The organism is Paracoccus sediminilitoris, from assembly GCF_003259195.1.
GTDB classification, from domain to species: domain Bacteria; phylum Pseudomonadota; class Alphaproteobacteria; order Rhodobacterales; family Rhodobacteraceae; genus Paracoccus; species Paracoccus sediminilitoris.
Genome location: NZ_QJPK01000020.1, coordinates 1 through 24,779, shown reverse-complemented (window position 1 = coordinate 24,779; position 24,779 = coordinate 1). Strand labels below are relative to the sequence as shown.

General features: G+C 66.1%; 24 protein-coding genes. 18 read left to right on the top strand and 6 right to left on the bottom strand.

Going from position 1 to position 24,779, the window contains the following annotated elements; genetic code table 11:
* Position 1: 1 nt before the first annotated feature.
* From DKT70_RS13690 to DKT70_RS13675, 4 genes are read right to left on the bottom strand one after another with little or no spacing between them, the layout of a single operon-like run.
* On the bottom strand, positions 2–1,078 hold the full coding sequence (locus tag DKT70_RS13690; RefSeq protein ID WP_111559672.1) for a BMP family ABC transporter substrate-binding protein: 1,077 nt from the start codon (positions 1,076–1,078) through the stop codon (positions 2–4).
* Positions 1,079–1,115: 37 nt separating this feature from the next.
* Positions 1,116–2,003, bottom strand: coding sequence for an ABC transporter permease (locus DKT70_RS13685; RefSeq protein ID WP_111559671.1), 888 nt, complete (start codon positions 2,001–2,003; stop codon positions 1,116–1,118).
* Positions 2,000–3,076, bottom strand: a complete 1,077-nt coding sequence (locus tag DKT70_RS13680; RefSeq protein WP_111559670.1) for an ABC transporter permease — start codon at positions 3,074–3,076, stop codon at positions 2,000–2,002. The genes DKT70_RS13685 and DKT70_RS13680 overlap by 4 nt, the downstream gene beginning before the upstream one ends.
* Positions 3,073–4,593: an ABC transporter ATP-binding protein gene (locus DKT70_RS13675; RefSeq protein ID WP_233490588.1), complete on the bottom strand. Its 1,521-nt coding sequence runs from the start codon at positions 4,591–4,593 to the stop codon at positions 3,073–3,075. Before DKT70_RS13675 ends, DKT70_RS13680 begins: the two co-directional genes overlap by 4 nt.
* 95 nt (positions 4,594–4,688) lie before the next feature.
* On the opposite strand from DKT70_RS13675, the gene dnaE reads away from it, so the two are divergent.
* The 15 genes from dnaE to ftsH all read left to right on the top strand — a co-directional run bounded on the left by dnaE (position 4,689) and on the right by ftsH (position 21,790).
* Positions 4,689–8,162: a DNA polymerase III subunit alpha gene (dnaE, locus tag DKT70_RS13670; protein ID WP_111559669.1), complete on the top strand. Its 3,474-nt coding sequence runs from the start codon at positions 4,689–4,691 to the stop codon at positions 8,160–8,162.
* Positions 8,163–8,216: 54 nt separating this feature from the next.
* The gene (gene ruvC / locus DKT70_RS13665; RefSeq protein ID WP_111559668.1) at positions 8,217–8,726 is read left to right on the top strand and encodes a crossover junction endodeoxyribonuclease RuvC; all 510 of its coding nucleotides are present in this window, start codon (positions 8,217–8,219) and stop codon (positions 8,724–8,726) included.
* Complete coding sequence (ruvA, locus tag DKT70_RS13660) at positions 8,723–9,442, top strand: Holliday junction branch migration protein RuvA (protein WP_111559667.1); 720 nt, start codon at positions 8,723–8,725, stop codon at positions 9,440–9,442. The genes ruvC and ruvA overlap by 4 nt, the downstream gene beginning before the upstream one ends.
* 17 nt (positions 9,443–9,459) lie before the next feature.
* Positions 9,460–10,377, top strand: a complete 918-nt coding sequence (gene htpX / locus DKT70_RS13655) for a zinc metalloprotease HtpX (protein ID WP_111559666.1) — start codon at positions 9,460–9,462, stop codon at positions 10,375–10,377.
* Positions 10,377–11,408 (top strand): Holliday junction branch migration DNA helicase RuvB, encoded by a 1,032-nt coding sequence (gene ruvB, locus DKT70_RS13650; RefSeq protein WP_111559665.1) that lies wholly within the window; start codon positions 10,377–10,379, stop codon positions 11,406–11,408. Before htpX ends, ruvB begins: the two co-directional genes overlap by 1 nt.
* Positions 11,409–11,450: 42 nt before the next feature.
* Positions 11,451–11,843 carry a tol-pal system-associated acyl-CoA thioesterase gene (gene ybgC / locus DKT70_RS13645; protein WP_111559664.1) on the top strand — a complete coding sequence of 131 codons (393 nt, stop codon included), beginning with the start codon at positions 11,451–11,453 and terminating at the stop codon, positions 11,841–11,843.
* Positions 11,840–12,562: a sulfotransferase-like domain-containing protein gene (locus DKT70_RS13640; RefSeq protein WP_111559663.1), complete on the top strand. Its 723-nt coding sequence runs from the start codon at positions 11,840–11,842 to the stop codon at positions 12,560–12,562. The genes ybgC and DKT70_RS13640 overlap by 4 nt, the downstream gene beginning before the upstream one ends.
* A gap of 116 nt (positions 12,563–12,678) precedes the next feature.
* Positions 12,679–13,371 carry a protein TolQ gene (gene tolQ / locus DKT70_RS13635; RefSeq protein ID WP_111559662.1) on the top strand — a complete coding sequence of 231 codons (693 nt, stop codon included), beginning with the start codon at positions 12,679–12,681 and terminating at the stop codon, positions 13,369–13,371.
* A gap of 3 nt (positions 13,372–13,374) precedes the next feature.
* Positions 13,375–13,824, top strand: coding sequence for a protein TolR (tolR, locus tag DKT70_RS13630; RefSeq protein ID WP_072298434.1), 450 nt, complete (start codon positions 13,375–13,377; stop codon positions 13,822–13,824).
* Between the two features lie 3 nt (positions 13,825–13,827).
* Complete coding sequence (locus DKT70_RS13625) at positions 13,828–15,756, top strand: hypothetical protein (RefSeq protein WP_111559661.1); 1,929 nt, start codon at positions 13,828–13,830, stop codon at positions 15,754–15,756.
* A gap of 60 nt (positions 15,757–15,816) precedes the next feature.
* The gene (tolB, locus tag DKT70_RS13620) at positions 15,817–17,145 is read left to right on the top strand and encodes a Tol-Pal system beta propeller repeat protein TolB (protein ID WP_111559660.1); all 1,329 of its coding nucleotides are present in this window, start codon (positions 15,817–15,819) and stop codon (positions 17,143–17,145) included.
* Positions 17,146–17,155: 10 nt separating this feature from the next.
* The gene (gene pal / locus DKT70_RS13615) at positions 17,156–17,692 is read left to right on the top strand and encodes a peptidoglycan-associated lipoprotein Pal (protein ID WP_111559692.1); all 537 of its coding nucleotides are present in this window, start codon (positions 17,156–17,158) and stop codon (positions 17,690–17,692) included.
* Positions 17,689–18,597 carry a tol-pal system YbgF family protein gene (locus DKT70_RS13610; protein WP_233490587.1) on the top strand — a complete coding sequence of 303 codons (909 nt, stop codon included), beginning with the start codon at positions 17,689–17,691 and terminating at the stop codon, positions 18,595–18,597. Before pal ends, DKT70_RS13610 begins: the two co-directional genes overlap by 4 nt.
* Before the next feature lie 7 nt (positions 18,598–18,604).
* Positions 18,605–19,843 carry a tRNA lysidine(34) synthetase TilS gene (gene tilS, locus DKT70_RS13605; RefSeq protein WP_111559659.1) on the top strand — a complete coding sequence of 413 codons (1,239 nt, stop codon included), beginning with the start codon at positions 18,605–18,607 and terminating at the stop codon, positions 19,841–19,843.
* A 57-nt stretch (positions 19,844–19,900) separates the two neighbouring features.
* A complete protein-coding gene (gene ftsH, locus DKT70_RS13600; RefSeq protein WP_111559658.1) occupies positions 19,901–21,790 on the top strand; it encodes an ATP-dependent zinc metalloprotease FtsH in 1,890 nt (629 codons plus the stop codon).
* 66 nt (positions 21,791–21,856) lie between these two features.
* On the opposite strand, the gene DKT70_RS13595 is transcribed toward ftsH, so the two are convergent.
* Complete coding sequence (locus DKT70_RS13595) at positions 21,857–22,285, bottom strand: organic hydroperoxide resistance protein (RefSeq protein ID WP_111559657.1); 429 nt, start codon at positions 22,283–22,285, stop codon at positions 21,857–21,859.
* A 98-nt stretch (positions 22,286–22,383) separates the two neighbouring features.
* Between DKT70_RS13595 and DKT70_RS13590 the strand changes: the two genes are divergently transcribed.
* From DKT70_RS13590 to folD, 3 genes are read left to right on the top strand one after another with little or no spacing between them, the layout of a single operon-like run.
* A complete protein-coding gene (locus DKT70_RS13590) occupies positions 22,384–22,830 on the top strand; it encodes a MarR family winged helix-turn-helix transcriptional regulator (protein ID WP_111559656.1) in 447 nt (148 codons plus the stop codon).
* Between the two features lie 49 nt (positions 22,831–22,879).
* Complete coding sequence (locus tag DKT70_RS13585) at positions 22,880–23,182, top strand: chorismate mutase (protein ID WP_111559655.1); 303 nt, start codon at positions 22,880–22,882, stop codon at positions 23,180–23,182.
* Positions 23,179–24,054, top strand: coding sequence for a bifunctional methylenetetrahydrofolate dehydrogenase/methenyltetrahydrofolate cyclohydrolase FolD (gene folD, locus DKT70_RS13580; protein ID WP_111559654.1), 876 nt, complete (start codon positions 23,179–23,181; stop codon positions 24,052–24,054). Before DKT70_RS13585 ends, folD begins: the two co-directional genes overlap by 4 nt.
* Here folD and DKT70_RS13575 read toward each other — a convergent pair.
* Positions 24,051–24,647, bottom strand: a complete 597-nt coding sequence (locus DKT70_RS13575; protein WP_233490586.1) for a hypothetical protein — start codon at positions 24,645–24,647, stop codon at positions 24,051–24,053. The two genes, folD and DKT70_RS13575, sit on opposite strands and share 4 nt — an antisense overlap.
* Between the last annotated feature and the right edge of the window lie 132 nt (positions 24,648–24,779).

Genomic DNA, 24,779 nt, shown 5'->3' with positions numbered 1-24,779 from the left:
ATCACTGCGGGATCTGCGCGGTGATGCCTTCGACAAAGAAGTTCATGCCCTGCAGGTCGCTGTCGGGGGCGGTTTCGCCCTCGGCCAGCCATTCGCTGCCATCGGCCTTGTTCAGCGGGCCGGTGAAGGGGTGGTATTCGCCGGCGCCGATCTTGTCGCGCAGGGCCTCGGCCTCGGCCTTGACTTCGGCGGGGACGGCGTCGGTGATCTCGCCGATCACGACCTCGCCGTCACCGATCCCGGCCCAGCTGGAGCCGGTTTCCCAGGTGCCGTCCAGCATCGCGCCGACGCGCTTGATGTAATAGGGCGACCATTCGTCGATGATCGAGGCCACGCGCGGGCTGGGCTTGAAGGCCGCCATGTCGCTGGCCTGGCCAAAGCCGATGGCGCCTGCCTCCTGCGCCTTGGCCAGGGGGGCGGTCGAATCGGTGTGCTGCAGGATCACGTCCACGCCTTCGGCCAGCAGGGCGGCGGCGGCGTCGGCCTCTTTCGCCGGGTCGAACCAGCTATAGGCCCAGACCACCTTCATCTCGACATCCGGGTTCACCTTCTTGGCATGGATGAAGCTGGAGTTGATGCCCTGGATCACCTCGGGGATCGGGAAGGACCCGATATAGCCGATCTTGTTCGACTCGGTCATGTGGCCCGCGATGGTGCCGATGACGGCGCGGCCTTCATAGAAGCGCGCGTCATAGGTGGCGACGTTGGGCGCGGTCTTGTAGCCGGTCGCATGTTCGAATTTGACGTCCGGGAACTTGGCGGCGACGTTCATCACCGGGTCCATGAAGCCGAAGCTGGTCGCGAAGATCAGCTTGTTGCCGGCCAGCGCCAGCTGGGTCAGCGCGCGTTCGGCATCCGCACCTTCCGGGACGCTTTCGATGAAGGTGGTTTCGACCTTGTCGCCATATTCGGCCTCGACGGCCTGACGGGCCAAGTCGTGCTGATAAGTCCAGCCGCCATCGCCCACGGGACCGACATAGATGAAGCCGACCTTCAGCGGTTCGTCCTGCGCCATGGCGGGGACGGCCAGCGCCATCAGGATCGCGGAGGCCGAGGCAAGAAGGGTTCTGCGTTGCATGGAATGTATCCTCTGTTGGAAGGGTATCCGGCCGCGTTCAGCGCAGCGCGTGAAAGTTGTTGCCCAGTGATCCGGGGGCCGCGCCGCCAGCCTTGCGGCTGTAGGTCTGCCGGGCCGAGATCAGCACAAGAACGATGATCGTGGCAAGATAGGGGGCCATCGACAACAGCTGCACCGGTACATCGACCTCGGCCGCCTGCAGGCGCAGCTGCAAAACGGTGACGCCGCCGAAAAGCCAGGCCCCCGCAAGGACGCCGAAGGCCGTCCAGCTGGAAAAGACCACGATGGCCAGCGCGATCCAGCCCGCGCCCGCGGTCATGCCCTCGGTCCATTGCAGGACGGTGGCGATGCTGATGAAGGCGCCGCCGACGCCCGCCATGGCGCCCCCGAAAGCGATGGCCGCGGTGCGCGTCAGGTGGACGTCATAGCCAAGGGCATGGGCGGCCTCGTGGTTTTCGCCGACCGCGCGCAGGATCAGCCCGCGGCGGGTGCGGTTCAGGAACCACCAGATGACCGGCACCATCAGCAGGCCCAGCCAGACGATCCAGTTGATGCCGAAGGGGCCGTCCGGCATGGGCGGTGCCTTCACGCCCTCGAAGGGTTTGCCGAACATGGCGGCAAGACCCAGCCCGAACAGGGTCAGCGCCAGGCCCGATGCGACCTGGTTGGCCAAAAACACTTGCGTCAGCAGGGTATAGAGCAACGATATGGCGGCCCCCGCCAGCGCCGCGACGGCAAAGCCCAGGAAAGGATTGCCGGTCGCATAGGCGGCGGCGAAACCCGCCAGCGCGCCTGCGATCATCATCCCCTCGACGCCCAGGTTCAGGATGCCCGCGCGTTCCGCGACCAGTTCGCCCAGGGCCGCGAACAGGATCGGCGTCGATGCCGACAGCAGCAGGAGAAAGATCGAAAGTGGATCGATCATGATTGACCCTTTCGCTGGATGCGGAACCGGGTCAGCACGTCGAAGCCCAGCAGGAAGAACAGCAGCATCCCCTGGAACACCTGCACGGTGGCGGCGGGCAGCTGCATGGTCAGCTGCGCCAGTTCGCCGCCGATATAGGTCAGCGCCAGCAGCAGCCCCGCCAGCAGGATGCCCAGGGGGTGCAGGCGGCCAAGGAAGGCCACGATGATAGCGGTGAAGCCGTATCCGGTGCCCAGCTTGTCGGTGATCTGACCGGCCGGGCCCGCGACCTCGAACAGGCCCGCCATACCTGCCAATGCGCCCGACAGGCCCAGGCAGAAGGCGACCAGCGTGGCGGGGTTCACGCCCGCGAAACGCGCCGCGCGGGGGGCGGAACCGGCCGCGCGGATGTGAAACCCGCGGATATGACGGCTGACCAGCACCCAGGTGACCAGCACGGCGACGGCGGCGGCCACGACGCCCCAATGCGCGCCGGTGCCCGCGATCAGTTCGGGGTTCGAGGCGGCGGGATATTGCTGCAGGTTGCGCGATCCGGGAAAGCCGAAGCCCTCGGGGTTCTTCATCGGCCCGAAGGCCATCCAGGCCGCCACGCGTTGGGCGACATAGACCAGCATCAGCGACACCAGGATTTCCGACGCACCGAACCAGTTGCGCAGCAGGGCGGGGATCATGCCCCAAGCCCAGCCCCCGGCAGCGCCCGCGATGACCATGGCCGGAAAGATCCACGCCCCTTCGGCGGGATAGGCCGCCAAGGCGACGGCGCCCCCGGTCAGCCCGCCGATGATGTATTGACCCTCGGCGCCAATGTTCCAGATGCCGGCGCGGAAACCGATCGCCAGACCGCTGGCGATCAGGATCAGCGGCGCCGCCTTGACCAGCAGCTGCGGGCGGGAATAGGAGGCCGCCGGCCCGAACAGCGGGTCCCAGAAGATGGTGCGGATGGCCGTGACGGGATCATGGCCCATGATGGCGAACAGGATGCCGCCCGCGATCATCGTGGCCAGGACCGCCATGACCGGCGTCGCGATCTGCCAGAAGGTCGATGCGGTGCTGCGCGGAACAAGCCGGATCATAGCGCCGCTTCCTGCATGCCATGCGCGCCGCCCAGCATCAGGCCGATCTGGTCCAGCGTCAGCCCCTCGGTAGGCTGGGGTTCGGAAAGGCGGCCTTCGTTCAGGGCGCAGAATTGGTCGGAAAGTTCCAAAAGCTCGTCCAGGTCCTGAGAAATGACGATGACACCCGCCCCCTGCCGCGCCAGATCCAGCAGCGATTGCCGCACGAAGGCGGCGGCGCTGGCATCGACGCCCCAGGTGGGCTGGTTGACGACCAGCACGCGGGGATCCTGCAGCACCTCGCGCCCGATCACGAATTTCTGCAGGTTGCCGCCCGACAGGGCGCGCGCCGCGACATGGGGGCCGGGGGTGCGGACGTCGAAAGCGGAGATGACGCTTTCGGCAAAGCTGCGCGCGGCGCGGTGGTCGACCATTCCGTTCCTGACCAGACCCTTGCGGGCCCCTGCGGTCAGCAGCGTGTTTTCCGTCAGGCTGAAATCGGGGACGGCGGCATGGCCCAGGCGATCCTCGGGGGCGGTCAGCAGCCCGGCCTTGCGGCGTTGTTCGGGGGGCAGGTGCGACAGGTCGGCCCCCTCCAGCGTGATGGTGCCAGGGCGGGCGCGGACCTCGCCCGTCAGGGCGGCCAGCAATTCCTCCTGGCCGTTGCCCGCCACGCCGCCGATCCCCAGGATCTGACCGGCGCGCAGGTCCAGCGACACCGATTTCAGCGCCGTCCCTTCGGCACTGGGGGCGGGCAGCGACAGGTCGCGGACGGTCAGCAGCACGTCGCCCGCCTGACGACCCGAGCGGTCGATGTCGCGCATCTCGCCTCCGACCATCATCGCGGCCAGTTCGCGGGCCGAATGGGCGCGGGGATCACAACTGTCAACGACGCGGCCATGACGCAGGATGGTGGCGCAGTCGCAATGGGTGCGGATCTCGTCCAGCTTGTGGCTGATATAAAGGATGGCGGTGCCTTGGCCCGCCAGCTTGCGCAGGGTGGCGAACAGCAACTCGGCCTCTTGCGGGGTCAGGACGCTGGTGGGTTCGTCCATGATCAGCAGGCGCGGGTTCTGCAGCAGACAGCGGATAATCTCGACCCGCTGGCGTTCGCCCGCCGACAGGGTGACGATGCGCCGTGCTGGGTTCAGCGGCAGGCCGAAATCATGGCTGACCTTGGTGATGCGCGCCGAGAGTTCACGGCGCGGGGGCGGGTTCTCCATCCCCAGGGCGATGTTTTCGGCGACGGTCAGGGCGTCGAACAGGCTGAAATGCTGGAACACCATCGCTACGCCCGCCGCACGCGCGGCACGCGGATCGGCGGGCGTATGGGGCGCGCCCATCAGCGACATCCGCCCCTGGTCCGGGCGCACGAGGCCATAGATCATCTTGACCAGCGTCGATTTGCCCGCGCCGTTTTCGCCCAGCAGCGCATGGATCTGCCCCGCATCGACCTGGAAGGACACGTCGTCATTGGCGCGGACGCCGGGATAGGACTTGCCGATCCCCTCGGCGCGAAAGACGGCGGTGCTGTTCAAATTTCGTCCCCTTGGTCAAAACCTGACCTGCTTAGACTGCAAATCCCCGTCAGGGCAATTGCGCTGTTTGGTCAGGCTGAGATACTGTCCCGATCATGGCCGAAAAATCCCCTCGATTCATCCACCTTCGCACACATTCCGAGCATTCCTTGCTGGAAGGTGCCATTCCCGTAGGCAAGCTGCCCAGTTTGGCGGCAGATGCCGGCATGCCGGCGGTCGCGCTGACCGACAGCAACAACATGTTCGCGGCGCTGGAATTCAGCGTGAAGGCCCGCGACAAGGGCGTGCAGCCCATCGTCGGCTGTCAGGTGACGCTGCAGGCCGAGACCACCGGGCCGGTCGTCCTGTTGGCGCAGAACCAGGCAGGCTGGCTGAACCTGATGTCGCTGTCCTCGTGTCTTTACCTGCGGGACGGGGGGGGGGCCTTGCCGCATGTGACGGTCGAGGAATTGTGCGAACGCTCCGAAGGGTTGATCTGTCTGACCGGCGGCGCGATGGGTCCCTTGGGGTTGCTGATCGCGCAGGGGCAGGCCGACAAGGCCGCCGCGCTGGCCGACAGGCTGGCCAAGGCCTTCCCCACGCGGCTCTATGTCGAATTGCAACGCCATCCGGGCGAAAACGGCCAGTTGATGCTGGCCGAAGCCGCATCCGAGGCCGGGCTGATCGAGCTGGCCTATGCGCGCGACCTGCCGCTGGTCGCGACGAACGACGTCTATTTCCCGAAATCGACCATGTACGAGGCGCATGACGCGCTGATCTGCATTGCGGAAAAGGCCTATGTCGACCAGTCCCAGCCCCGCCGCCGCCTGACGCCGCAGCATTATTTCAAGACGCCGCAGGAAATGGTGGTCCTCTTCGCCGACCTGCCTGAGGCGATCGAGAACACCGTCGAGATCGCCCGCCGCTGCGCCTTTGCCGTGGCCAAGCACGCGCCGATCCTGCCGAAATTCGCCGATGACGAGGTCGCCGAGCTGCGCAGGCAGGCGCGTGAAGGCCTTGAGGCGCGGCTGAGGGTCATCCCCCATGCCGTCAGCGTCGAGGATTACCACGCCCGCCTGGATTTCGAGCTGGGCATCATCGAGCAGATGGGCTTCCCCGGATATTTTCTGATCGTGGCCGATTTCATCGGCTGGGCCAAGGATCAGGGCATCCCTGTGGGGCCGGGACGGGGTTCGGGCGCGGGATCGCTGGTCGCCTATGCGCTGACCATCACCGACCTTGACCCGCTGCGATATTCCCTGCTGTTCGAACGCTTTTTGAACCCAGAACGGGTCAGCATGCCGGATTTCGACATCGACTTCTGCATGGACCGCCGCGAAGAAGTGATCCGCTATGTTCAAGGCAAGTATGGTGCCGACAAGGTCGGCCAGATCATCACCTTCGGTGCGCTTCTGTCCAAGGCCGCCGTGCGCGACGTGGGCCGGGTGCTGCAATTGCCCTTCGGTCAGGTGGACCGCCTGTCCAAGATGATCCCCGTCGAGGGCGTTAAGCCCGTCAGCATCACCAAGGCCCGTGCCGATGAACCCCGCCTGCGCGAGGCAGCCCGCGAGGAGGTCGTCAAGCGCCTGCTGGATTACGCCGAACAGCTGGAGGGGCTTTACCGCAACGCATCCACCCACGCGGCGGGGGTGGTGATCGGGGACCGTCCGCTGGACCGGCTGGTGCCGCTCTATCGCGATCCGGCGTCCGACATGCCGGCGACGCAGTTCAACATGAAATGGGTGGAACAGGCCGGGCTAGTCAAGTTCGACTTTCTGGGTCTGAAGACCCTGACCGTCATCCAGAACGCGGTCGATCTGATCAACGGGGGCGGGCGTCCTCTGCACATCGCGGCCGACGGGCGGCAGCTTTACGACCCCGCGCCGGGGACGGAAAATCAGATCAACCTGATCCCGCTGGACGACAAGGCCAGCTATGACCTGTTCGCCAGCGCCCGCACGGTTGCGGTCTTCCAGGTGGAATCCAGCGGCATGATGGACGCGCTGCGCCGCATGAAGCCCACCTGCATCGAGGATATCGTGGCGCTGGTGGCGCTGTACCGTCCTGGCCCGATGGAGAACATCCCGACCTATTGCGAGGTCAAGAACGGGCTGCGCGATCTGGAATCGGTCCATCCCAGCATCGATTTCATCCTGGCCGAAACGCAGGGCATCATTGTCTATCAGGAGCAGGTGATGCAGATCGCCCAGGTCATGGCGGGATATTCCCTGGGCGGTGCCGACCTGCTGCGCCGCGCCATGGGCAAGAAGATCGCCGCGGAGATGGCCAAGGAACGCCCGAAATTCATCAAGGGTTCGATCGAGAACAAGGTCCCTGAAAAGAAGGCCGGAGAGGTCTTCGACCTGCTGGAAAAATTCGCCAATTATGGCTTCAACAAATCGCACGCGGCGGCCTATGCCGTGGTCAGCTATCAGACGGCCTGGCTGAAGGCGAACCACCCGGTGGAATTCATGGCCGCGGTAATGAACTGCGACATCCACCTGACCGACAAGCTGGCGATCTACAAACGCGAATGCGACCGGATGGGGATCGAGATCGTGCCCCCCTGCGTCAGCCGGTCTGCGCCCACCTTTACCGTCAAGGAAGGCCGCATCCACTATGCGCTTGGCGCGCTGAAGGGCGTCGGTCTGGACGCTATGAAGCTGATCGAGACCGCGCGGGGCGACGAGCCGTTCCGCGACCTGTTCGATTTCGCCCGCCGGGTGGACATGAAACGCGTCGGCAAGCGCCCGCTGGAGATGCTGGCCCGGGCGGGCGCCTTCGACCAGCTGGACGATAACCGGGCGCGGGTGATGAAGTCGCTGGACGGGCTGGTCGCCTGGTCGGCGGCGGTGCAGGAACAGGCCAGTTCCAACCAGACATCGCTGTTCGGAGGCGGAGAGGATCTGCCGCCGCCGCGCGCGCCAATCGCGGGCATCTGGCTGCCGGCCGAAAAACTGGCCGAAGAACACAAGGCCGTCGGTTTCTATCTGTCCGGCCATCCATTGGACGATTACATCCCGGCCCTGCGCCGCAAGAAGGTCCAGACGCTGGCCGAGATCAGCCAGGAGGCCTTGGGCGGTCCCTTGGTGGCCCAGATCGCGGGCACCGTCGCCGCGCGCATGGAACGCAAATCTGCCAAGGGCACGCAATACGCTTTTGTCAGCCTGTCCGACCCGACCGGGCTCTATGAGGTCACGGTGTTTTCCGACCTGCTGAACGCCTCGCGTGACCGGCTGGAACCGGGGCAGAACGTGGTCTTGCAGGTCAAGGTCGAACCATCGGGCGATCAGGTCAAGATGCTGGCCAATTCCGTGACGGCGCTGGAAGACGCGGTGGCGGATGCGGGTGCCGGGTGCCTGGCCGTCGAGATGCAGGGCGCCGACACCATTCCGCGCCTGGCCGAGGTCTTGGGCCGCATCCGTAGCGACATCATCGTGCCCTCGCGGTCGCGCGGCCCGGTGCGTCTGCGCCTGCGCGAAGGCGACGAGGTCATCGAGATCGAAATCGCGAACGACGCCCCCCTGAGCACCCCGGCGCGTCAGGCGCTGCGGGCCGTTCCCGGCGTGCTGGACGTGCTGGAAGAATAGCGCCTTGGCGGATGTTCGCGCTTCGTGCTAGTCATGAGAAAAAAAGGGGGCAGCATGAAGGTCTTGGGCATCGATCCCGGTCTGCGCAACATGGGATGGGGGATCATCCAGGTGGACGGGTCCCGCATCCGCCATGTCGCCAATGGCGTCATCCACTCGGACGGCGATCAAACTCTGGGCGCGCGTCTGTCGGTCCTGTTCCGCGGGCTTTGCGCGGTGATCGCCACGCATCAGCCCGACGAGGCCGCCGTGGAACAGACCTTTGTCAACAAGGATGCGACCGGAACGCTGAAACTGGGACAGGCCCGCGGCGTCGCATTGCTGGCCCCGGCCGAGGCGGGGATCACGGTCGGTGAATATGCCCCGAACGCGGTCAAGAAGACGGTCGTGGGCGTGGGGCATGCCGGCAAGGAGCAGGTGCAGCATATGGTGCGCGTCCAGCTGGCAGGGGTGCAGTTCGAAAGCGCGGATGCCGCCGATGCGCTGGCCATTGCCATCTGTCATGCCCGGCATCTGCAGGGCCGCAGCCTGCGCGTGGCGCAACCCAAGGCCGGTGCGGCATGATCGGTCGGATCGCCGGGATCATCATCCACCGCGCCCAGGATAACGTGCTGATTGATGTGCGGGGCGTGGGTTACATCGTGCATGTCAGCGAACGGACGGGGGCGGGGCTGCCACCCGTCGGGCAGGCGGTGGCCCTCTATACCGAGTTGGTTGTCCGCGAGGATCTGCTGCAGCTGTTCGGCTTTACCACCATGCTGGAAAAGGAATGGCACCGGTTGCTGACCAGCGTGCAGGGCGTGGGCGCCAAAGTGTCGCTGGCGATCCTTGGGACACTTGGTCCCGAGGGTTTGGGCCGGGCCATCGCGTTGGGCGATTGGGCATCCGTGCGCAAGGCAAACGGAGTGGGGCCCAAACTGGCGCAACGCATCGTGCTGGAACTGAAGGACAAGGCGCCTTCGGTGATGGCCTTGGGCGGCAGCTTCACGGTCGATGCCGGCGCACAGATGGCAGGCGGGGGTGCGGACGAGCCGGGCATCGAGCCCGGCGCGCCCGCCGCCTTGGCGCCGGGGTCGATCCCCGGCACCAAGGCGCGCCCGGCCGCCGACGATGCGCATGCGGGGCAGGCCATGGCGGATGCGCTGTCGGCGCTGACGAACCTGGGCTATGGTCCGTCCGAAGCGGCTGGCGCCGTGGCCGAGGCGCAGGCACGGGAACCCGCGGCATCCATGCAGGCGTTGATCCGCGCGGCGCTGAGGGCCTTGGCGCCCAAGGATTGATCCAAGGGGAAGCACAGATGGCAGGTAACGCGAAGGTCTTCTTGCTGATGGCCGCCATGACCGCCCTGGTCATGGCATTGGGCTGGATGATGGGCGGGCAGGGAGGGGTGATCATCGCCTTCCTGATCGCAGGGGGCATGAACTTCTTCAGCTATTGGAACAGCGACAAGATGGTGCTGCGTCAGCAGGGTGCCGTCGAACTGTCGCCGACGCAGGGCGCCGCCCTGCACCGGATGACGGCCGACCTTGCCGATCGGGCGGGCCTGCCCATGCCCAGGCTTTATTTGCTGCCGACCGAACAGCCCAATGCTTTTGCCACGGGACGAAATCCCGAAAATGCCGCCGTCGCCGTGACGCAGGGGCTGGTGAATACGCTGACGGCCGACGAACTGGCTGGCGTGATCGCGCATGAGCTGGCCCATATCAAGCATCGTGATACGCTGACCATGACGATCACGGCCACGATGGCCGGTGCCATCGCGATGATGGGGAACATGATGATCTTCACCCGGCGGGACGACCGGGGCGGGATGCTGGGTTCGATCGCCGCGATGATCCTGGCGCCTTTGGCCGCGACCATGGTGCAGATGGCCATTTCGCGCGCCCGCGAATACGAGGCCGACGCCACCGGCGCCCAGATCTGCGGCCAGCCGCGGGCCTTGGCGTCTGCCTTGCAGCGCATCGCGACCGCGGCGGGGCGCACGGTCAACATGCCTGCCGAACGCAATCCTGCCGCGGCGGCGATGTTCATCATCAACCCTCTGTCCGGCCTGCGGATGGACAAGCTGTTCACAACACATCCCCCGACCGAGGAGCGCATTGCCCGGCTGATGGCGATGCGGGACACGAAGACGCCTGGCCCCTCCGCACCTTCGGCCGGCACCCGCATTCCCCGCAGCGGCACCAGCCGCCGCGAGGGTCCCTGGAGCGATTGATGACCCATCCCGACCCCGATCTGCGCCCCGAAAAGCTGGAGGGTGATGCCGAGGACCGCGCCCTTCGCCCGCAGAACCTGTCCGAATTCGTCGGTCAAGCAGAGGCCCGCGCCAACCTGAAGGTGTTCATCGAAAGCGCCAAGATGCGCGGCAAGGCCATGGACCACACGCTGTTCTTTGGCCCTCCGGGTCTGGGCAAGACGACCTTGGCGCAGATCATGGCACGCGAACTGGGCGTGAATTTCCGCATGACCTCGGGGCCGGTCATCGCGCGGGCGGGCGACCTGGCGGCGATCCTGACGAATCTCGAGGCACGCGACGTCCTGTTCATCGACGAGATCCACCGCATGAACCCGGCGGTCGAGGAGGTCCTGTACCCCGCGATGGAGGATTTCGAGCTGGACCTGGTGATCGGTGAGGGCCCCGCCGCCCGTACGGTCCGCATCGAATTGCAGCCCTTCACGCTGGTCGGGGCTACAACTCGGCTTGGCCTGCTGACGACGCCGCTGCGCGACCGCTTCGGCATTCCCACGCGCCTGCAATTTTATGAAATCGCTGAACTGGACCTGATCGTACAGCGCGGCGCGCGCCTGATGGGGATCAGCGCCGACCCCGAAGGCACGATGGAGATCGCCCGCCGCGCCCGTGGCACGCCCCGCATCGCGGGCCGCCTGCTGCGCCGCGTGGTGGACTTTGCGCTGGTGGAAGGCAACGGCCGCCTGACGCGCGAGATCGCGGATATCGCACTGAACCGGCTTGGAGTGGATGATCTGGGCCTGGACGGGGCGGACCGCCGCTATCTGACGCTGATGGCCCAGCACTATGCCGGCGGGCCGGTCGGGGTCGAGACGCTGTCGGCGGCGCTGTCGGAAAGCCGCGACGCCATCGAGGAGGTGATCGAGCCCTATCTGCTGCAGCAGGGCCTGGTCGCCCGAACGCCGCGCGGGCGTCAGCTGGCGACCCGCGCATGGCGGCATCTGGGGCTGGACGTGCCGACCCCGCCCGGTCAGGCGACGCTGTTCCCCGAGTAAGGCCGATTGCACCGGCGCCTTCGGCCCCTTAGCCTGCGCGCCATGAGCCATGACATCACTCTTCGCGTCTATTACGAGGATACCGACCTTGCCGGTATCGTCTATTACGCCAACTATCTGAAATTCATCGAACGCGGGCGCAGCGAATGGCTGCGGACACTGGGAGTTGACCAGCTGGCGATGCAGCGGACCACGGGCCATGTCTTTGCCGTCCGGCGGGTCGAGGCCGACTACCTGCGCCCCGCCCGGTTCGACGACCTGCTGACGGTCACGACAGACCTGGCGCAGGGCAGTGCGGCCCGTGTCGTCGTCGATCAGAGGGTTCTGCGCGGTGACGAAACCCTGTTCACCGCCCGCGTCACCATCGCCTGCCTGGACGGCAAGGGCCGCCCCGTGCGCCTGCCTGCGGGTCTGGCAGGGGCGCTGCTGTCATGACCCGGCGCATCGCCATGTGGTCGGGGCCGCGCAACCTGTCCACGGCGATGATGCGCAGTTTCGGCGCGCGTGGCGATTGCGCCTGCGTGGACGAGCCCTTCTATGCGCATTACCTGATGCGCACGGGTCTGCCGCACCCGATGCGCGACGACATCATCGCCAGTCAGCCGACGAATTGGCGGGACGTGCTGCCAGACCTGACCACGCAGGCCACGGCGCCCCTGCAATACCAGAAGCACATGGTCCAGCACATGCTGCCCGACATGAATCTGGATTGGACCGATGGCCTGACCAATGTCTTTTTGATTCGCGAACCCGAACGGGTGGTTGCGTCCTTCGCGCAGAAACGCGGTCTGCCCGATCCGGCCGAACTGGGCTTTGACCGCCAGTGGCAGATGTTCCGCGAGATGTCCGAACGCGGCCCCGCCCCGGTGGTGATCGACAGTGCCGATATCCGCCGCGACCCGGACCGCGCGCTGCGCGCCCTCTGCGCCGCCATCGGGATCGAATTCACGCCCGCGATGCTGACCTGGACCCCCGGTCCCCACCCCGAGGATGGGGTCTGGGGCGCGGTCTGGTACGAGGCCGTGAACCGTTCGACCGGCTTTGGCGGACCCGAAGGTCCGCTGCCCGTGTTGCAGGGCGCATTGGCCGAAATGGCCGATGCGCTGCGCCCCTCCTATCGCGCGATTGCGGCATATCGGCTGCGCATTGCGTAAAAGTGACGCCATTGTGTTGCGCCGGGGGCTGAAACAGTTGCTAGGAACGCGGTAAAAGACGCGCAACAGCAGGCTGCGGCAAGCGGCCGACGATCCTTGATGATAAGGCAGTGATTATGGAACCCATTCAGGCCGCTGAGGCCCTCGATTTCTCGGCAATGGCGTTGTTCTTCCGCGCATCCCTGACGGTTCAGGTCGTCATGATCATCCTGATCGCGGCCTCTTTCTGGGCCTGGGCGATCATCGTGCAGAAATTCATGGTCTTCGCCCGCGCCCGCGCCGAGGCCGCCCGTTTCGACCGCGCCTTCTGGTCGGGTGAACCGCTGGACGACCTCTATGACCGTCTGGGGGATCGTCCCAAGGGGGCCTCTGAACGGATCTTTGCTGCCGGCATGACCGAATGGCGCCGCAGCCATCGCGACGACGGCCGCCTGATCGCCGGTGGCATCAGCCGCATCGACCGGGCGATGAACGTCGCCATCCAGCGCGAGGAACAGCGCCTGTTCCGCGGCCTGTCCTTCCTGGCGACGGTCGGGTCCACCGCGCCCTTCATCGGTCTTTTCGGCACCGTCTGGGGCATCAAGACCGCCTTCGAGGGGATCGCGCTGTCCCAGGATACCAGCCTGGCCGTCGTGGCGCCGGGCATCGCCGAGGCGCTGCTGGCCACCGCATTGGGCCTGGTCGCGGCCATCCCGGCGGTCGTCTTCTACAACAAGCTGTCGGGCGACGCGGAACGCATCACTGGCGGGTGGGAGGCGTTCTCGGACGAATTCTCGACCCTGCTGTCGCGCCAGATGGACGAGGCCTAGGTCATGGGATCCTCGGTCGTCAAACGGGTCAGCCGCAAGGGGCGCCGGCGCAACCAGCCGATGTCCGAGATCAACGTCACGCCCTTCGTGGACGTGATGCTGGTGCTGCTGGTCATCTTCATGGTCGCCGCACCCCTGATGACGGCGGGGGTGCCGCTGAACCTGCCGCAGACCGCCGCCAATGCCGTTCCGACCGAGCAGGAGGAACCGCTGGTCATCTCGATCCCCGCCGAGGGGCAGATGCTGGTCATGGATCAGCCGGTCGAGGACACGCAGGTCGTGGCCGCGCTGCGCACCGCGCTGGCCGATCGCCAGTCGGGCCGTGTCTTCCTGCGCGCCGACGGGGCGATCCCCTATGCGCGGGTGGTCCAGATCATGGGCGCGCTGAACGCCGCCGGCATCACCGACATCGTCCTTGTCACCGAGGCCGGCGGCCCCCGGATGGATGGCTAACCCATGGATGAGCGTGAGAGCCGCACCGGTTATTGGGTTTCCGGGGTCGCGCATGCGGCGCTGATCCTCTGGGCGATCGTGGGCGGGGCACTGTTCCGTCCCCAGCCCAGCACGCCGGTGCGCTCGACCCAGGTTTCGACGATCAGCGGGTCCGATTTCGAAAGGCTGGCGGCGGCGTCGCGGGGGGCAGGGCCGGTGGGTGCCGATGCCTCGGCCGTGGCCGACCAGTCCGAACAGCAGGTCGATGTCAACGGCACTGCGCGGCCCGTGGATGCCCAGCCCCCGCAGCCCGCCGATGCGGCGCAACTGGCCGAGCCGGACGGATCCGAGCCCGTGCCGGATCTGAGCGATTTCGATGCTGCCGATCCGGTCGAGGTCGCGACCGATCTGCCTGCAACGGCTGCCGATCAGCAGCCCGAGGATGCGCCGCGCATTCCCGCCGCGCCGTCGGCGCCCGCACCCGCGGCCCAGCCCAGCCAGCCGGTCGCGGCGGCCCCTGATGCGGCAGCGGCCCCGGTTGCGCCGCGTTCGGCGCTGGCACTGGATGCCTCGCCGCGACCGCAGGATCGCCCGGCTGGTCTGGTCGAGGAATTCAACCGACGTCAGGCCGCTGCAGAGGCGGCCCGCGCGGCTGAACAGCGCGCCGCCACCGAACGCGCCGCCGAGGCGGAGGCCGAAAGGCAAGCTGCGCAGGAGGCCGCCCGCGAGGAAGCAGCCCGCCTTGCGGCCCAAGAGGCGGCAGAGCAGGCGGCAGAACGGGCGGCTGCGGCGGCAGCCGAGGAACAGGCGGCCGAACGCCGCGCTGCTGAGGCCGCCGAGCAGGCCGCCGAAGAGCGTCGCGCCGAAGAGGCACGCGAAACTGCGGCTGCGGAAGCCGAGCGTCGCGCCGCGGCAGAGCAGGAAGCAGAGGCGGAGCGCCGCGCAGAAGCGGAGCGTCAGGCTCAGGCCGAGCGAGAAGCCGAAGCGGCCCGCCAGGCAGAAACCGAGGCCGAGGCCGAGGCGGACGCCGAGCGGGAGGCCGAAGAGCGTCGCGCGGCAGCTGCACGGGAAGAAGCCGAACGCCTTGCCGAGGAAGAGCGTCAGGCCGAAGCCGAACGCCAAGCAGAAGCCGAGCGTCAGGCCGAGGCCGACCGTCAGGCCGAGGAGGAGCGCCGCGCCGAAGCCGAGCGTCAGGCCCAAGCCGAGCGAGAGGCCGAGGCTGCCCGAGAGGCGGAAGCGGAGCGCCAGGCCGAGGCAGAACGCCAAGCTGAGGCAGAACGCCAGGCCGAGGCGGAAGCCGCCCGCGAGGCCGCGCGGCAGGCGGAGGCGAACCAGCGCGCGCTGGAGGATGCGCTGCGCGAGGCGCAGGAAGGCGGCGCGGGCAACGAGGGGCAGGACAGCGCCTCGTCCGGGGATGCCTTTGGCGGGGATCGCCAGTCGATTGAAGGCGGCAGCGGCGCTTCGGCGGGGCAGGACCCGCTGGCGGCGGCGCTGGCCGGCGCCATGGCCGGCAATGGCGGCGAGGGGACGGAGAATGACGTCTCGGGTCCGCCGCGCGACCTGATGCAGCTGGTGCCCGTCACCCCCGAGACCCGCGACGGGCAGGATGATGCCAACGCCGCGCCGATGGGCCAGCCGATGTCATTTGCGGAACGCGAAGGCCTGCGCTTTGCCATCCAGAACTGCTGGAATGTCGGGGCGCTGTCGGTCGAAGCGTCGCGGATGACCGTGTCGGTGGGCTTCAGCCTGACCCCGCAGGGGGTGCCCGACCAGAACAGCTTGCGCATCGTGGATTATCGGGGTGGTTCGGAAACGGGAGCCCAGCAGGCCTTCGAGGTTGCCCGCCGTGCCATTTTGATGTGCGGGCGCGCGGGTTTCGACCTGCCTGCGTCCAAATACGGGCGCTGGCGTGATGTCGTGGTGGATTTCCGCCCCGACGGCGTTGAATTTTAAGTATAACAAGGGACGAGGGCGGCCTTTCGCTTTCGCCCGACCCAAGGTAATGAGGACGTCATGTTCCGCAAGCTTATCCTCGCACCCGCCTTGCTGATGGCCCTGTCGGTTTCGACCGGCGTGATCGGCAGCGCGGCCCATGCACAGGACGCCCCCCTTCGCATCGAGATCACCGATGGCGTCATCGAGCCGATGACCATCGCAATCCCGCAGTTCCACGGTTCGACCGAACTGGCGGCCAAGGTGCGCGGAGTCGTCGCCGACGATCTGACCGGCACGGGCCTGTTCCGCGAGATCCCCGCCGAAAGCCATGTCGCCAAGCCCGCCAGCTTTGCCGAAGCCGTCAGCTATGAGGATTGGCGCGCGGTGGATGCACAGGCCATGGTCTCGGCCGAAGTGACGCAGAACGGTGACAACATCAGCGTGCGGTTCCGGCTTTACGACGTCGTGTCGGGCCAGCCGCAGGGCGACGGGATGCAGTTTGACGCCCGCGCCGCCGATTGGCGCCGCGCCGCCCACAAGATTGCCGATCAGGTCTATGCCCGGCTGACGGGGGAAAAGCCCTATTTCGACAGCCGCGTGGCCTTCGTGCAGGAGACCGGGCCCAAGAACGCCCGCATCAAGCGCATCGGCGTCATGGATTACGACGGCGCAAACATCCTGTGGATGACGGACAGTTCGTCCCTTGTGCTGGCGCCCAAGTTTTCGGCTGACGGGCGCAAGCTGCTCTATACCAGCTATGACAGCGGGTTTCCGCAGATCCAGTTGATGGATGTGGCCACGGTGACGTCGCGACCGTTGACGATCGACCAGGGCACGATGGCGTTTTCGCCGTCCTTCAGCCCCGACGGGCGGTGGGTGGCCTATTCGCATGAAGACGGCGGCAATACCGACATCTGGCTGATGGATGTGGCGACCGGCGCGGAGCGGCCGCTGACGACGTCGCCCTCGATCGAGACATCGCCCAGCTTCAGCCCGGATGGCAAGCGCATCGTCTTCGAAAGCGACCGTTCGGGCACGCCGCAGCTTTACATCATGCCCATCGAGGGTGGAGAGCCGACCCGCATCAGCTTTGCCGACGGGCGATACGGTGCACCCGTCTGGTCCCCCAAGGGCGACATGATCGCCTTTACCAAGCAGATGGGCAGCACCTTCCATATCGGCGTGATGCGCACGGACGGGTCGTCGGAGAAAATGCTGACCCAATCCTTCCTGGACGAGGGCCCGACCTGGGCGCCCAATGGCCGCGTGGTGATGTTCACGCGCGTCACCCCCGGGGGAAATGGTCAGCCGAGGTTGCATTCCGTGGACATCACCGGGCGGAACATGCGACCGATGAACCTCGATTTTGCCGCCTCGGATCCGTCCTGGGGCCCCCTGATGCCATGAGGATGACATGATGAACATCGCGACGAAGACCGCATTGACGGGGTGCCTGCTGGCCTTGGCCGCCTGCGCCCAGCCAGCGCCGCCGGCGGCACCGCCCGTGGTCGACCCCTATGCCGCGGTCGGCGGGGGCGCGGTGTTCCAGGGCGATCTGAATGGTGGAACGCTTGGGTCGCAGGCGACGGCGCAGTATTTCCAGGGGACCGTCGGCGATACCGTGCTGTTCCCTGTCGATCAGACGACCCTGACATCCGATGCCCGCGCGGTTCTGGCGCGCCAGGCGGCCTGGCTGTCGCAGAACGGCAATTTCACGGCCATCATCCAGGGCCATGCCGAGGAAACCGGTACGCGCGAATACAACCTGGCCTTGGGTGCCCGTCGAGCCAGCGCGGTGCAAGAATATTTGGTGGCCCAAGGGGTTGATCCCGGCCGCATCCGCACGCTGTCCTTCGGCAAGGAACGCCCCGCCGAGACCTGTTCGGACGAAGCCTGCTATGCCAAGAACCGCCGCGCCGTGACCGTCGTCAACGACAGCGGGGTCGGCGCATGATCCGACGGGCCGCGCTTTCGGTGATGCTGGCGGTGTCGCTGGCCGGGGGGGCCTGGGCTGCGCCCGATGCGGCCACGCTGGCCGATCTGCGTGGCCAGCTGTCGGATCTGCGCGGCCAGTTGCAATCCCTGCGGTCGGAATTGCGGGCCTCGGGGACGGCGGGCTTTCAGGCGGCGGGCGGGGCATCGGCCATCGATCGCATGAACGCGATGGAAAGCCACCTGATGCAGCTGACCAACCAGGCCGAGCGTCTGCAGAACCGCATCAACAGCATGTCCCGCGACACCGACCGTCAGCTGGCCGATCTGGAATTTCGCCTGTGCGAGATTGACGAGACCTGCGATCTGTCCAGCCTGACGACGACCGTCCCGCATGCGGGCGGCAATCCGGAGGTGGCCCCCGCCGCGCCTGCACCGTCATCTGGCGATGATCCCGCGACGACCCGCAGCGAACAGGAAGATTTCGACGCTGCCCGTGCCGTTCTGGATCAGGGTGATCACGCCCGTGCAGCGCAGATGTTTGCCGATGTCGCACAGACACATGCTGGTGGTCCTCTGACCGCCGAGGCTCTGTTCCTGCGGGGGCAGGCCTTGCAGCTGGCTGGTCAGCCGCGTGAGGCCGCTGCCGCATGGCTGGAAGGCTTCTCGGCCGATCCTGATGGCCCGCGCGCAGGCGAAAGCCTGCTGGGCATTGCCACGGTGATCGAGGGGCAGGGCGATGCCACCGCCGCCTGTCTGTATTTGGCCGAAGTACCCGCACGCTTTCCCGGTACGCCCCAGGCCGCCACAGCGCAACAGCGCGTGTCGGAACTGGGCTGCGGCGTCGATGACCTGGGGGCGCTGGACCCGCTTCTAGACTCCTCGCTGAACGCCGAGGCTGCTGCGGACATGGCCGAATACCAGTGACCCCGCGATGACCGATCCCGTCGCCACGATCCAAGCCGCGCTGGACAAGCTGGCGGGGGATCTGCCCGCGCTTGGGCTGGCGGTGTCGGGGGGTGGGGATTCCATCGCGATGATGCATGTCGCCGCCGATTGGGCCAGGGGGCGCAAACTGATGGTCGCCACCGTCGATCACGGGTTGCGCCCTGAAAGCGCCGCCGAGGCGCAGGCCGTCGCCCGGGCCGCCCGCGCCCTGTCCTTGCCCCACGCTGTCCTGCTGTGGCAGCGCCAGACCGATGTCGGCAACCTGATGGCTCAAGCCCGCGATGCGCGGCTGCGGCTGCTGTCGGGTTGGGCGCATCGCAACAACCTGCCCGCCGTGGCCTTGGGGCACACGGCCGATGACGTGGCCGAAACGCTGATCATGCGGCTGGAACGTGGATCGGGCATCGACGGGCTGGCGGCGATGGCGACTTGGCGCGATGCTTTCGACATGCGCTGGCTGCGGCCAATGCTGGGGGTCGGGCGTGATGATTTGCGGCAATGGCTGCACCGGAAAGGCCATTCCTGGATCGACGACCCCAGCAATGACAATGCCGAGTTCGACCGGGTGCGCGTGCGCCAGACCATCGGCATCCTGGGGCTGGATGTCGCAGGGCTGGCGCGGTCGGCGCAGCATATTGCGGATGCCCGCGACGCCCTGTGCGATTTCGCGCTGATGGTCGCGCGTGACGTCCAGTTCGACCGCGGCAGCCTGTCGCTGCCCCTGCCGGAGTTGCGCGAGGCACCGCCCGAGATCCGCCGCCGCATTCTGGTTGCGGGCTGTCGGTGGGTGACGGGCGCCGATTATCCACCACGCCGCGCGACGCTGCTGCATGCGCTGGAAGCGATGATGGCGCAGGGGCGAGTGACGCTGGACGGGGTGATGCTGTCACCTGCCGGGGGACGCCTGCGCCTGACCCGCGAAGCCGCCGCGGCCGCGCGGGCGGATGCTGTGCATCAGATGGGTTCGGTCACGCAGACCTGGGACCGCCGTTGGCGGATCACGGGTTTGCAGCCCGGACAGCATGTGGCCATGTTGGGGACGGATCTGCTGCCGCAGCTTGGCTGGCGTGATTCGGGTCTGTTGCGGGACGAGGCCGCCGCAAGCCCCGCGATATGGCAGAGGGACCGCCTGATCGGCGCGCCGCTGTTGCGACAGGTGCCGGGGATCACGGTTTCGGCCCTCAGGGGCGCGGCAGATTTCCGCAGTCTGGTGAAGGCGCATTGAACCTGTCGCGATAATCCCTATTTTCAATTCAAACCGCATTCCGCCGGAGGACCCGTTTTGGGCAACGCACGAAATTTCGCCTTCTGGGTGGTTCTGTTCCTGATGGTTCTGGCCCTGTTCAATCTGTTCAGCGACGGCTCGACCGCCATGAATGGCCGCCAGATCAGCTATTCCGACTTCATCCAGCGCGTTCAGAACGAACAGGTCAGCTCGGTCACCATCGATGGTGAGGATGTCGCCATGACCGGCGCGGATGGTCAGGAATACACCACCGTGCGCCCGATGGGCGAGGAGATCACCGACAAGCTGATCGCACAGGGCATCAATGTCCGCGTGGTCAAGCAGCAAAGCTCGGGGTTGATGTCGCTGATCGGCGTCTGGCTGCCGTTCATCCTGCTGATCGGGGTGTGGATCTTCTTCATGAACCGCATGCAGGGCGGTGGTAAGGGCGGCGCGATGGGCTTTGGCAAGTCCAAGGCCAAGCTTTTGACCGAAAAGCATGGCCGCGTGACCTTCGACGACGTCGCGGGCATCGACGAGGCCAAGGAAGAGCTGGAAGAGATTGTCGAATTCCTGCGCAATCCGCAGAAATTCAGCCGCCTTGGGGGCAAGATCCCGAAGGGTGCGCTGCTGGTCGGCCCTCCGGGCACCGGTAAGACGCTGCTGGCGCGCGCCATCGCGGGCGAAGCTGGCGTGCCGTTCTTCACCATCTCGGGGTCGGATTTCGTCGAGATGTTCGTGGGTGTCGGCGCCAGCCGCGTGCGCGACATGTTCGAGCAGGCCAAGAAATCCTCGCCCTGCATCCTGTTCATCGACGAAATCGACGCCGTGGGCCGTGCGCGCGGCGTGGGCATCGGCGGCGGCAATGATGAACGCGAACAGACGCTGAACCAGCTGCTGGTCGAGATGGACGGGTTCGAGGCCAACGAAGGCATCATCATTATCGCGGCCACCAACCGCAAGGACGTCTTGGACCCCGCGCTGCTGCGTCCTGGCCGCTTCGACCGTCAAATCCACGTGCCGAACCCCGACATCAAGGGCCGCGAAAAAATCCTGTCGGTCCATGCACGCAAGGTCCCCGTGGGCCCCGACGTCGATCTGCGCCTGATCGCCCGCGGCACGCCCGGATTTTCGGGTGCGGATCTGATGAACCTGGTGAACGAAGCCGCCCTGACCGCCGCCCGGATCGGCCGCCGTTTCGTCAGCATGGCAGATTTCGAAAGCGCCAAGGACAAGGTGATGCTGGGTGTCGAGCGCCGCAGCATGGTCCTGACGCCCGAGCAGAAGGAAAAGACCGCTTATCACGAGGCTGGGCACGCGATCGTCGGCCTGTCGCTGCCCAAATGCGATCCGGTCTACAAGGCCACGATCATTCCGCGCGGTGGTGCCTTGGGGATGGTTGTCAGCCTGCCTGAAATGGACCGGCTGAATTTCCACAAGGACGAGGCCAAGCAGAAGATCATTATGACGATGGCCGGCAAGGCTGCCGAGATCATCAAATATGGCGAGGAAGGCGTGTCCAACGGTCCTGCCGGCGACATCCAGCAGGCCAGCGCCTTGGCCCGCGCGATGGTGATGCGGTGGGGCATGTCCGACAAGGTCGGTGCCGTTGATTACGCCGAAGCCCATGAGGGCTATAACGGCAGCACCGGCGGCTTTTCTGTTTCGGCAGCGACCAAGGAGCTGATCGAGCAGGAAGTGCGCGAACTGATCGAGAGCGGCTACCAGGAAGCCCGCCGCATTCTGATCGAGAAAGAGGTCGAGTTCGAGCGTCTGGCCAAGGGCCTGCTGGAATACGAAACCCTGACCGGCGAAGAGATCGGCAAGATCGTCCGCGGCGATTCCCTGGACAGTAATGACGATGATACACCCAAGACCAAGATCCCATCGGTGACGGCGGTGCCAAAAACCGGTCCGAACCCCGGGGGCGATCCGGCGCCCGCGTGACGCCCGAAAAAGCTTTGACAGCAATAGGCCCCCGATCCGGACAGGATCGGGGGCTTTTTCATAGCCTCAGGCCAGGACCGGTGCGATCGCCAACGTGCTGGCGGCGGCATGCGAATAAGGGCATACGTGATGCGCCCCCTGGATCAGGTCCTGCGCCTGATCACGGTCCATGCCCGGCAGGTCCACGATGATCTGCACGTCCAGGCCAAAGCCGTTATCGTCGCGCGGGCCGATTCCCACCGAAACCTTGACCGATGTCTCCGCCGGAACCTGCACCTTCTGCGAGGCCGCGTAATGGCGCAATGCCCCCATGAAGCAGGCCGAATACCCTAGGGCAAACAGCTTTTCGGGATTCATCCCTGCATCCGACATGCCGCCCAGTTCCTTGGGGACGGTCAGATCGAACCCGGCGCTGCCATCAAGGGTGGCGGTGTGGCCGTCGCGACCCCCGCCAGAGGCGACAGCAGCGGTGCGATACAGGACCTTGGTAACCATGAATTAACCTTTCGCGATAATTTATTGCGCGACATATAATGGCTTTGCGAATAAAAGCAATCGTTGCGATCCAATCGTGCGCCACCTAAAATGCGCGAATGAACCAGATCAAAGAATCCCCGTTCGACGACATGCTTTGCTTTGACGTCTATGCCGTCAATCTGGCCTTCGGGCGGATCTACAAGCCGCTGCTGGACCCTCTTGGCCTGACCTATTCGCAATATCTGGTGTTGATGTCGCTGTGGACGCAGGATGACCAGACGGTCGGCCAGATCGGGGGTAGTCTTGGGCTGGACAGCAGCACCCTGACTCCGCTGATCAAGCGCATCGAAGCTGCAGGTCTTGTCGTGCGCAATCGTGATCCCTTGGACGAACGGCGGGTCATCGTGTCGCTGACGGATCAGGGAAGGGCGCTGCAGGCCCATTCCAGCCACATCCGGTCCTGCGTGGTGTCCGGATTGGGGATGTCGCTGGAGGAATTGCAGCAGCTGCAGGCGATGATCCGGAAACTGCGCAAATCCATCGTCGCGCAGGACCGGGACTAGGGCCGAGGCCCTTGCGATTCGGCGTCCGAAAGTGCAATGGGTCGCCATCATGACACCGACCGATGACATTCCGGATATGCCCGCCCTGCGCCTGGAAATCGATGCGCTGGATAGCGAATTGATGGCGCTTCTGGCCCGTCGCCACGCGCTGATTGATCGTGCGGCCCGCATCAAGGCGGGAAATGGCTGGCCCGCCCGCATTCCCGAAAGGGTAGAGGAGGTCGTGGCCAACATCCGCGCTCATGCCCTGCGACACGGGCTTGACCCCGATCTCTATGATCGGTTGTGGCGCGCCTTGATCGAGGCCGCCATCGCGCAGGAAGAACGCCACTTGAACAAGGATCGCCCATGACCGCTCAGATCATCGACGGCAAGGCATTTGCCGCCCGTCTTCGCAAGCGCATCGCAGCCGAGGTGGCCAACATGGCCGAACGCGGCATCACGCCCGGTCTGGCGGTGGTTCTGGTGGGCGAGGATCCGGCAAGCCAGGTCTATGTCCGCTCCAAGGGGCGGATGACGCGCGAAGTGGGCATGGAGTCGTTCGAACACCGGCTGCCCGTCGACACCGTGCAGGACGACCTGCTGGCGCTGGTCGCGCGCCTGAATGCCGATCCGGCGGTGAATGGCATCCTGGTGCAGCTGCCGCTGCCGGATCACATGGACGAGGCCGCGGTCATCAATGCCATCGCCCCCGAAAAAGACGTGGACGGGTTCCATATCCTGAATGTCGGGCGTCTGGCCACCGGGCAGAAGGCCATGGTGCCCTGCACGCCCTTGGGCTGCCTGATGCTGCTGCGCGACCGGTTGGGTTCGCTGTCGGGCAAGAACGCGGTGGTGATCGGGCGCAGCAATATCGTCGGCAAGCCGATGGCCCAGTTGCTGCTGCGCGACAGTGCGACGGTGACCGTGGCCCATTCGCGCACCGCCGACCTGCCGGGGCTGTGCCGTCAGGCGGATATCGTGGTGGCGGCGGTCGGTCGCGCCGGTTTCGTCAAGGGCGATTGGATCAAACCCGGTGCAACGGTCATCGATGTGGGCATCAACCGGACCGAAAACGGGCTGGTGGGCGATGTCGATCAGGCATCGGTCGAACAGGTGGCGGGCGCCCTGACACCCGTGCCGGGGGGCGTCGGCCCCATGACCATCGCCTGCCTGCTGGCCAATACCCTGACGGCCACGGCGCGCGCCAATGGACTGCCCGACCCCGAAGGTCTGACCCCCTAGGCCTGCGCGGCCACGCGCGCTGCAAGGCGCAATGCGTGGGTCGGCTGATCGGAGGCCACGGGCAGGACCGGATCATAGGCCGCGCGGATCAGCGCGGCCATCTGCCCGTCAGCCGTGAAATCCTTGGCGAAGGTCAGGGCCGATTGCATCATCACGCGTTCGGCCAAAAGGCCGGGATGCGCCTCGGCCAGCGGACCTGACATGTTCAGGAAGGTCAGGCAGGCCCGGATGCCGCCATGGTCGTCATAGCGGAACAGTCGGTACTGATCGGCCGTGCCCCCGGCCAACCGCTGTGGCAGGTCCGCGACGCCGGTCAGATGGGCAAGGTCGGGGATATCCTTCAGCTCGTCCCAGCTGCGCAGGAAGAAGACCATCAGATTGGCGCCCATCTCGGGATCGGTCTCGATCACCGGGTGGCCAGCATGGGCGAAGCCGGCCTTGATGGCGGCCCGAAAGATGTCCAGTGATTCATCGGCCAGGCCGAAAATGACCGGTGCCACGGGCCGTCCCCAACGGGCGCAAAGAAAGCGCTGATCGGATTGGGTGAACAAGGCCTCGATCCGGTTGGCGGTCATCGGTGCGTCCTGATGCATGGGGGCTGTTCCCTCTTGTTGCTTTTCCGGCTGTATGTGTGCACCGGAAGGACCCGGTGCAGACATCCTGTCATTCGACGATGTTCGCCTGCGTTGCGGCCCGGATCTCCTCCTCGGTGACGCCGTCGGCCA

What these genes read in the sequence shown, in the direction of transcription:
- DKT70_RS13690 (WP_111559672.1), bottom strand. Translation starts at nt 1,078, where the DNA reads ATGCAACGCAGAACCCTTCTTGCCTCGGCCTCCGCGATCCTGATGGCG.
- DKT70_RS13685 (WP_111559671.1), bottom strand. Translation starts at nt 2,003, where the DNA reads ATGATCGATCCACTTTCGATCTTTCTCCTGCTGCTGTCGGCATCGACG.
- DKT70_RS13680 (WP_111559670.1), bottom strand. Translation starts at nt 3,076, where the DNA reads ATGATCCGGCTTGTTCCGCGCAGCACCGCATCGACCTTCTGGCAGATC.
- dnaE (WP_111559669.1), top strand. Translation starts at nt 4,689, where the DNA reads ATGGCCGAAAAATCCCCTCGATTCATCCACCTTCGCACACATTCCGAG.
- ruvC (WP_111559668.1), top strand. Translation starts at nt 8,217, where the DNA reads ATGAAGGTCTTGGGCATCGATCCCGGTCTGCGCAACATGGGATGGGGG.
- ruvA (WP_111559667.1), top strand. Translation starts at nt 8,723, where the DNA reads ATGATCGGTCGGATCGCCGGGATCATCATCCACCGCGCCCAGGATAAC.
- htpX (WP_111559666.1), top strand. Translation starts at nt 9,460, where the DNA reads ATGGCAGGTAACGCGAAGGTCTTCTTGCTGATGGCCGCCATGACCGCC.
- ruvB (WP_111559665.1), top strand. Translation starts at nt 10,377, where the DNA reads ATGACCCATCCCGACCCCGATCTGCGCCCCGAAAAGCTGGAGGGTGAT.
- ybgC (WP_111559664.1), top strand. Translation starts at nt 11,451, where the DNA reads ATGAGCCATGACATCACTCTTCGCGTCTATTACGAGGATACCGACCTT.
- DKT70_RS13640 (WP_111559663.1), top strand. Translation starts at nt 11,840, where the DNA reads ATGACCCGGCGCATCGCCATGTGGTCGGGGCCGCGCAACCTGTCCACG.
- tolQ (WP_111559662.1), top strand. Translation starts at nt 12,679, where the DNA reads ATGGAACCCATTCAGGCCGCTGAGGCCCTCGATTTCTCGGCAATGGCG.
- tolR (WP_072298434.1), top strand. Translation starts at nt 13,375, where the DNA reads ATGGGATCCTCGGTCGTCAAACGGGTCAGCCGCAAGGGGCGCCGGCGC.
- DKT70_RS13625 (WP_111559661.1), top strand. Translation starts at nt 13,828, where the DNA reads ATGGATGAGCGTGAGAGCCGCACCGGTTATTGGGTTTCCGGGGTCGCG.
- tolB (WP_111559660.1), top strand. Translation starts at nt 15,817, where the DNA reads ATGTTCCGCAAGCTTATCCTCGCACCCGCCTTGCTGATGGCCCTGTCG.
- pal (WP_111559692.1), top strand. Translation starts at nt 17,156, where the DNA reads ATGAACATCGCGACGAAGACCGCATTGACGGGGTGCCTGCTGGCCTTG.
- DKT70_RS13610 (WP_233490587.1), top strand. Translation starts at nt 17,689, where the DNA reads ATGATCCGACGGGCCGCGCTTTCGGTGATGCTGGCGGTGTCGCTGGCC.
- tilS (WP_111559659.1), top strand. Translation starts at nt 18,605, where the DNA reads ATGACCGATCCCGTCGCCACGATCCAAGCCGCGCTGGACAAGCTGGCG.
- DKT70_RS13595 (WP_111559657.1), bottom strand. Translation starts at nt 22,285, where the DNA reads ATGGTTACCAAGGTCCTGTATCGCACCGCTGCTGTCGCCTCTGGCGGG.
- DKT70_RS13590 (WP_111559656.1), top strand. Translation starts at nt 22,384, where the DNA reads ATGAACCAGATCAAAGAATCCCCGTTCGACGACATGCTTTGCTTTGAC.
- DKT70_RS13585 (WP_111559655.1), top strand. Translation starts at nt 22,880, where the DNA reads ATGACACCGACCGATGACATTCCGGATATGCCCGCCCTGCGCCTGGAA.
- folD (WP_111559654.1), top strand. Translation starts at nt 23,179, where the DNA reads ATGACCGCTCAGATCATCGACGGCAAGGCATTTGCCGCCCGTCTTCGC.
- DKT70_RS13575 (WP_233490586.1), bottom strand. Translation starts at nt 24,647, where the DNA reads ATGCATCAGGACGCACCGATGACCGCCAACCGGATCGAGGCCTTGTTC.